The 7524-nt window shown below is 61.9% G+C and carries 5 protein-coding genes and 3 pseudogenes; 4 read left to right on the top strand and 4 right to left on the bottom strand.

Going from position 1 to position 7524, the window contains the following annotated elements; genetic code table 11:
* The 3 genes and pseudogenes from AB0A95_RS34540 to AB0A95_RS34530 all read left to right on the top strand — a co-directional run.
* A pseudogene (locus AB0A95_RS34540) lies at positions 1-284 on the top strand (IS701 family transposase); the annotation flags it as partial.
* A 208-nt stretch (positions 285-492) separates the two neighbouring features.
* A pseudogene (locus AB0A95_RS34535) lies at positions 493-915 on the top strand (IS5 family transposase); the annotation flags it as partial.
* Positions 916-1019: 104 nt separating this feature from the next.
* A complete protein-coding gene (locus tag AB0A95_RS34530) occupies positions 1020-1331 on the top strand; it encodes a hypothetical protein (protein ID WP_357559964.1) in 312 nt (103 codons plus the stop codon).
* A 1116-nt stretch (positions 1332-2447) separates the two neighbouring features.
* Here the strand turns inward: AB0A95_RS34530 and AB0A95_RS34525 are convergent.
* The 4 genes from AB0A95_RS34525 to AB0A95_RS34510 all read right to left on the bottom strand — a co-directional run bounded on the left by AB0A95_RS34525 (position 2448) and on the right by AB0A95_RS34510 (position 5145).
* Positions 2448-3053, bottom strand: a complete 606-nt coding sequence (locus tag AB0A95_RS34525; protein WP_357559962.1) for an ATP-binding cassette domain-containing protein — start codon at positions 3051-3053, stop codon at positions 2448-2450.
* Positions 3044-3952 carry a peptidoglycan-binding domain-containing protein gene (locus tag AB0A95_RS34520; protein ID WP_357559963.1) on the bottom strand — a complete coding sequence of 303 codons (909 nt, stop codon included), beginning with the start codon at positions 3950-3952 and terminating at the stop codon, positions 3044-3046. Before AB0A95_RS34520 ends, AB0A95_RS34525 begins: the two co-directional genes overlap by 10 nt.
* A 222-nt stretch (positions 3953-4174) precedes the next feature.
* Positions 4175-4678: a hypothetical protein gene (locus tag AB0A95_RS34515; RefSeq protein WP_357559961.1), complete on the bottom strand. Its 504-nt coding sequence runs from the start codon at positions 4676-4678 to the stop codon at positions 4175-4177.
* 131 nt (positions 4679-4809) lie between these two features.
* On the bottom strand, positions 4810-5145 hold the full coding sequence (locus AB0A95_RS34510) for a hypothetical protein (protein WP_357559960.1): 336 nt from the start codon (positions 5143-5145) through the stop codon (positions 4810-4812).
* Between the two features lie 820 nt (positions 5146-5965).
* Between AB0A95_RS34510 and AB0A95_RS34505 the strand changes: the two are divergent.
* Positions 5966-7426, top strand: a pseudogene (locus AB0A95_RS34505) (NF041680 family putative transposase); the annotation flags it as partial.
* Positions 7427-7524 lie beyond the last annotated feature (98 nt).

Here is a 7524-nt window from a genome sequence, read left to right as displayed (position 1 = left end):
ACCTGTGCTTCGGCCCTGCCGACACCAGCGACGAGACCCTCATCCGCATCGCCGGGACCCGGTGGGCGATCGAGGAGTGCTTCCAGACCGCGAAGGCCGAGGTCGGCCTGGATCACTACCAGGTGCGTCGCTACGACGCCTGGTACCGCCACATAACACTCGTTCTGTGCGCTCACGCCTACCTCGCCGTCACCGCCGCCCACGCCAAAAAGGGGGCACTGAATCCGATGACGGCCTCATACCCCTCACCCATGGCGAGGTCCGACGTCTCCTGGCACACCTGATCACCACCATCCGAACCTTCGATCACATCCATCGATGGTCACGATGGCGGCGCCGACACCAGCACCGCGCCAAAACAGCCCACTAGCAGCGAAGACTCCACCTCCACCAGGTGCGGCTGGAGTATTAGAGCGCGTTTGGCATGTGGGTCGGTCTGGTGTGTCGCACAGTGAATCCGGCCGATGGAGGTAGTTCGGTCGGTAGGCAGGTATGGATCGATTGCGGCGGTACCCGTCTGACTTGACCGACGCCGAGTGGGAGATCATCGAGCCGATGCTGCCGTCTCCGCAGTGGATGGGCAGACCAGAAAGGCACGCCCGCCGCGCCATCGTCGACGCCATCTTGTACGTGGTGCGTACCGGTTGCGCGTGGCGGTACCTGCCGGTCGACTTCCCGCCGTGGCAGACCGTGTACGCGCACTTCACCCGGCTGAACAGCCGGGGCGTGACCGAGCGGATCCTGACCGAACTCCGTGGGCAGATCCGAGTGACTCACGGCCGTGACCCGGAGCCGACGGCGGGGATCATCGACTCGCAGAGCGTCAAAGGCGCCGAGACCGTGCCCCGCGCAACCCGCGGCTACGACGTCGGCAAGAAGATCAACGGCCGGAAGCGGTTCATCGTCACCGACACCCCTCGGACTCCTGGTCACCGTCTGGGTCCTGGCCGCGTCCTGGCAGGACCGCGACGGCGCCAAAGGAGCCCTGCTGGCCACCTACGCGGCGACCCCGATCCGGCATGTCTTCGCCGACTCCGGCTTCGCCGGCCGCCTCGTCGACTGGGCCCCGCGACCTGCTCCGCACCACCGTCGAGATCGTCCGCAAACCCGCCGACCAGCGCGGGTTCGTCGTGCACCCCGCCGCTGGGTCGTGGTACGGGACCCTGGCCTGGATCACCGCCCACCGCCGCCTGGCCCGCGACGACGGAACCCACCGCGCCACGTCCGAGGCCATGATCCGATGGGCCGCCCTCAGCGGCATGCTCCGCCGCCTCACCCGAGGCGAACCCGCCACCCGCCAACAACGCCTCACCTTCAACACACCCGACTGACAGCAATGTGAAACGCGCTCTTAGGGACTAAAGGGACGTCTCTTAAGTATCAGCGGTGCTTGAAGTACCGGAATAGGTGACGTTCGCGTACTCGAACCGCCCCAAGAACCGCACCTATTACCGCGCCAGCCCAGATGCCGACAAGGCAACGCCCGCCAAGAATCGTGACTAGCACGGGCGAACCCCCCAGCTTGGCCTGATAGAGGACGATGGGAAGAGCCAGTAGAACCCCTGCAGTGGCCCAAGCGATCGCCTCGATCGCTGACTGAAGGACTTGGCTGGTCTTCGAGAGGCCACAGTGAAGTGCGCTTGCCAGCTCCAAGCGCCTGAGCCACACCGATACGAAACCAAGAGCGAGGCCGACCACCAAGCCTGCCTGAGGCCCATGCCGCGATAACCGCGTGTCGAGGAGTTCGCCGACATCGATATCGGCTCCAAGAGTGGTATTGAGCTGCCGTAAATTGGGGTCGGTATTCGTTGGAGCAACAGCTGTTAGCGCGCTCCTGAGCAGCTGGACGACAGACTCATCGGGCGGCCATACCTCCGCCCAGCATTCGTCGAATACTCCGCTAGCGGGGCTAACTCCGACAGCCGCAAACTCGAGCTCGGGGGAACGACCATCGTCAGGAAAAGCGTACACTCCCTGGACACTTACAGTTCCTGTAGCGCTTTCAAAGGAACCTCCTGCGGGGACGCCAATGGCACTGGCAGCAGACTCTGAAAGTAACACTCCAACGGGAAGCGCGGCCCATTGCACCACATCGATCATTCTCAGGAATCCCGGCGTGACTTCTCTGTACGGGATGGCCGACGTGGGCAGCGCCAGATGACCCAAGGCTGCCGGCGCAATCCTAAGCGCGCCTGCCCGAGTAATCCCTGAAGCGCCAGCCAGAGTCTCGCACGCCTTCCCGTTGACGAATCCCGGCGCAGACAAGATGAGGGTTGAGGCGCCTGCTGATCGAAAGCTGTCCGCTTCCGCATTCACGCGGTTGACGGTGGATGCCTCTGCGTAACCCATAACACCAGCGGCTCCTGCAACCGCGGTTGCAAGGACGAGCGTCCGCGTGGTGCCCGAAGTGATGTTCCGCCATGCTTCGGAAAGTAGACCACTAAGCCTCATTGATAATCACTCAGATCCACAATCAGGTCGCAAGTGGCTCTGACATCTGGGTCATGAGTTGCTATCACGACAATCATTCCATCACGTGCGAGCGCCCCTAGTACTTCAACCACAGTTGCTGCACTACTACGATCGAGCTGGCCTGTAGGTTCATCGACTAGCAGGAGTTGAGGGATGGACGCGACCGCTCGAGCCAGCATGAGCCGTTGGGCCTCGCCACCCGATATCTCACGGAACGGTCGGGCGGCTATCGACGCAAGTCCAAACTCCGCCAGCAGGCAAAGCGCCTCTGCCTCAGCCTTCCTACGGTCGCATTGACCGCGGGCTAGGATAGGTAGCACCACGTGATCAAGCGTGGTTCGCGCAGCAACGCCGACCGGATTCTGAAAGACCCAGGCAACACGATCAATCCCAGTAAAAGTTATGCTGCCCGTCCGCGGTATGGTCGACCGGCTCAAGATGCTTAGCAAGGTGCTCTTGCCTGATCCTGAAGGTCCGACGATAGCTGTCGTCTTGCCGGGCTGAAGATGCAGGCTTAGTCTCGAAAAGAGATTTGGAGCAGCGCCAAAGGAATGCCCGACCTCGTGACACGTCAAATGCACGTCGACTCCGGTGATGGCTCGAGCTGCACCTCAGGCCAAACAATTCCGGTTGCGGCTTCGACGAGTGACCTGCCTAAGGTGGAACTTACAACCGAAACGCGAGCCGACTGACCATCCGCGGTTACGACGCAGGCATTACCGGTCGCGCTGAAAAGTATCGCCGACGGGGGAACGCTGTAGACCACTTTCGGTTCCGTCAACCGATACTTAGCACGGAGTCCGGATTGGCCATTCGACTCTTCGAATATTCGAAACTGGTCGCTCGACGCGAAGCGCGCCAGGCCCGCGTTGTCCGTTATCGCACCCGACTGGTTCACCACTAAAACTTGGTCGCCAACGATTAGCTCGCGCTTACCCGGGACGATATCGGCAGGAGGAGCCTTCATCTCCACAGTATGGATGGCTCCCCGAATGCTAGCGATCGGCGTACCTGCGCTCACTCTAGCCCCAACGGATGCCTCGCACTTCTCGACGACAGTATCGGCCGTAGGAAGCCAGATTATCGACGTCATCATCAATGAGTTTGCCGTGAGTCGGCGGCCGGTGACTCGTTCGAAAAGCTTCGCTACTGCGTTCTTGGTTGCGAGGTCGTACCGTGAGGTTGGTGACGCGGGAAAGTAGCCGAGGCGCTTCAGCTCGCGTTGCAGCGCCGCAACGTCGTTGCCCCTAGTTCCGGACACGAAATTCCGCCAGGGAGGAACTTCGGTCGCGAGTGCTAGCTTTGGTTCCCCGTCGATAGCCAACGGAGAGGTACCCGACCGTAAGCCATATCGCGGGAAGCAGTCAAAGTCAGTTATAACTCCCTCTGCGGTGGCAGAAAGGGTAGGTGAGGGTGCCCTGACGACCACCAGTTCGACATCTCGCTCATCTGCGAATTGTTCGCTGACGGCATGAAACATCCTTGGGCGAGCGGTCTCGGTTGTCGAGTCGGCACGAGGTGCTGGCAGGACCGTGATAGCAGCCACCGCGCCGATCGCCATAAGGCATAATCCAGCGAGGAGGAATGCACTTCCCGAAACAACCTTACGTCGCGTTGAATGGGATTGACTCTTCATAAGTACGCCTATCATCGGCAAAGTGCTTTCTTGCGTGACTGCGACACTTGTGGGTATGACTCTCGGTCAAGCCGGCCCGCTCATGCAATCCATAACTTTCGTCGAATTGTGGTCGAACGGCGCGTTCGCGTAGCCTGACGACATGTCTTTCTGGAGGTCATCCGTTGTGTAGCCGGGCGGGACGAGTGATTCGCGGGCAAGGCAACGCACCATTAGTTCGAATCGATCCTCGTTCTTTGGATTCACGACAATTTCGATGTATAGTGGCTCGATATGCATCGTTGTGCCGACGCGACACTTTGACTCTGTGTCGTCGTTGCCTTGCGCCTTTGGCCAACGGTATGTGAACGTGCCATTTCGGGCGGGGAGCGCGGTGGCCTCGATACCATTGTCGTTCATGCATCGCAAGAATCGATCAATCGACTCTTGGTACTCGGCGCGCGAAATCGTTGAGTCTTCGAGTACGGCGTGCTCGAATTCCGAAGAAGCTTGACGTTTCGCTCGCTCAAACTCGGCCTCGAAGGGATTGGGCGGCGGGCTTTCAGCCGAGCTGCACCCAGCCAGAGTCATTGCACAGCAAATTACCGCAAGCGATGCTCGTATAAGTTTCGTTTTCAGTGGACACTCCATGAAGATCAGCAAGGAATCCCATATCCGGCGCAGTCGGCGTCGGATATGGGATTTCCCCTCAAGGATTGGATCTAAAGCCAAACCCAACCGGGGTAAGCGCCTTGGCCGTTATAGGAACGAGCGGCGTTACCTGCGCCGACGCCTTCCTGGTGGTCACCAGTATCGGCAACCTTGAACTGCCAGGGGGTGCTGTGAGTATAAACTTGCGAGCCAGAGTACCGGTCCACCCTCGCCGCTACCTTGGAGCAGCCGTTCTCATTCATTGTTGCAATTGTCCGAGTTGAGGTATGAGACGTAGCCCATTTGTTTGAAGCGCAGAGGTCGGCGGATGCAGGTGCCGCGCCGACGAACACCAACGCCGACGTTGCTATGCCTGCGGCAGCGGCATGGATCATCAGCTTTTTCACCAGGTTCCTCCTGTTGTTAACGTGGAAACCAGCCCAACTCAAGCAAGCAGAACGGCTGTCGTCCGAACTTGTGCAGCGTACTGCCGCTGCATCGAGAGTTGTCAGGAAGTCGGATTCCGGTCTGGCCCTGTAATTGAAACCGGCGGCAGCGTGCGTGGTCCACGAATTGCTCATAGCTTACATCCCGGTTTTAAAACCGACTGGCGTCGCTCCTCTGGCGACGAGTCCGCAAGCTTAAGCTGGTTTCGGGCCCGGAGTTACTCACGCACGCGGAATAAAAGGCTTCCGTAAGGTCTCCTAGCCGTTAGGGAACGGGAACGACGGCCGGTCTGAATAGCGCGCTCGTGCCACGCTACATGACATCGATCAGTATGCGTTTCCCCGAATGGAGTCAATTGGACCCCGTCCGGCACTTACTGTGCTTCTGGCAGTCCGTCTTGATAGTCCTTGTCCTTTATGTTCCTGACGTTAGGTCACCCTTCCAGCCCAGAGTGTTAGATTGTTCACAGGCTGTGCGGCCGAGCTGCCGGGCAGGCAGTGGGCTGCGGACCACTCTCGCCGGAGGACGTACGTGTGCGCTGTGGCCTCGTGCCGCCGCCGGGCGCCGCACCACTCGCCAGGCCTGAGGGACAGTAATGATTAGCGAGCGGCCAGCGCTCCAGCCCACTGGAAGCCGGACGAGGCGCAGAATTGTAGGCAAGACGCTAACTTGATCTTTAACCTGGGGTTGGTTTGTATCGACCCTGGCTGATCATGGCCGCAGCCCTTGATTGATCATTCTTCTTGTCGAGGGAAGAAGATCGGGATCAAGGGCTGCGGGATGATCAGTGTGCATGACGCTACGCGTGAGAGCGCGGTGGGGGACCTCGCGACGTTCCGTAGGGAACTGCATCGTTGTCTGAGCGCGCGAGCTGATGCTTTGTTCGAGTTGGCTGACGCGGTGTTGTGCGCGGACGGGCCGGTGCGGTCGTTGCCGGCGTTGTCTCTGGTGGCGGAGCATCGTCGAGGTCACGGCGCGTTGTATGACGCTCTTGGCGCCGGTCGCATCGATGTGGACCGGTTGCGGCAGGTGGTGGCCTCGACGCCGATCCCACGGGCCGCCGATGGGCGGATCGTCCTGGCGGTGGATGTCACCTGCTGGTTGCGGCCGGAGGCGCACACCGTGCCGGAGCGGATCCTGTGCCACACCTACGGTCGTGGCAAGGACCAGCACATCGGGGTGCCGGGATGGCCGTACTCGTTCCTGGTCGCTCTGGAAACCGGGCGTAGTTCGTGGACCGCCCCGCTGGACGCCGTGCGCCTCGTCCCGGGTGCGGACCTGGCCGTGGCCACCGCCGGGCAAGTGCGTGACGTCGTGAGTCGCCTTGTCACCGCCGGGCACTGGCGGCCCGGTGACCTGGCGATCTGGGTGGTCATGGACGCCGGCTACGACGCGGCCCGTCTCGCCTGGCTGCTGCGAGACCTGCCGGTGCGGATCCTGGCCCGGATGCGCTCGGACCGGGTCCTGCGTCGCGGCCCCCGGCCGTGGGTGCCCGGCCCCAAGTGCGGCCGGCCACCACGACACGGCACCGAGTTCATCTTCGGTGACCCGGCCAGCTGGGACACCCCGGACGTCACCACCGTGACCGAGACTCGGCTCTACGGCACAGCGACCGCCCGCGCCTGGCACCGGTTGCACCCCCGCCTCACCCGCCGCGCCGCCTGGGCCGACTGCCCCGAACTGCCCATCCTGGAAGGCACCGTCGTGCGTCTCGACGTGCAACGGCTGCCCTCCGGCGCGACCGCGAAACCGGTATGGCTGTGGTGCTCCACCGGTGCCGACCCGGCCGCTGACCCGGACACCACGATGGTGACCCTGTTGTGGCAGGCGTTCCTGCGGCGCTTCGACATCGAGCACACGTTCCGGCTGTTCAAGCAGACCCTCGGCTGGACCGTGCCGAAACTGCGCGACCCGCACGCGGCCGACAGATGGACCTGGCTGATCATCGCTGCCCACACCCAACTCCGGCTGGCCCGGCCCCTCGCCGCTGACCTACGCCACCCGTGGGAACGACCAGCCCGACCCGAACGACTCACCCCGACCCGCGTCCGCCGCGGATTTCGTCACCTCCGCCCAACGACCGCCTGTCCCGCCAGTGCACCGAAACCCACCCGACCAGGACCCGGACGACCACCCGGACAACCCAACCGCCAACCCACCCGCCGCCACGACGTCCACACCGTCACCAGCAGCGCCACCACGAACCCGAAGCCCAACAAAAAGAAACCGACGAATCCCCGACCAGGGGCTGTCTCGCTAACGGTGTTTCCGGCGATCTTGGTTAGTAGGTTTCAGCGGCTGGGAAGCGGTCGCTGAAGGTGATGGCGAAGGCGTTCAAC

The sequence above is a fragment of the Micromonospora sp. NPDC049230 genome, from assembly GCF_040647875.1.
In the GTDB taxonomy this organism is placed as follows: domain Bacteria; phylum Actinomycetota; class Actinomycetes; order Mycobacteriales; family Micromonosporaceae; genus Micromonospora.
This window is presented reverse-complemented; position numbering and strand designations above follow the sequence as displayed.

Bases quoted from the DNA above. Each gene is read 5' to 3' on its own strand.
- AB0A95_RS34520 (WP_357559963.1), bottom strand. From the start codon at position 3,952: ATGTTTCATGCCGTCAGCGAACAATTCGCAGATGAGCGAGATGTCGAA.
- AB0A95_RS34530 (WP_357559964.1), top strand. From the start codon at position 1,020: ATGTCTTCGCCGACTCCGGCTTCGCCGGCCGCCTCGTCGACTGGGCCC.
- AB0A95_RS34515 (WP_357559961.1), bottom strand. From the start codon at position 4,678: ATGACTCTGGCTGGGTGCAGCTCGGCTGAAAGCCCGCCGCCCAATCCC.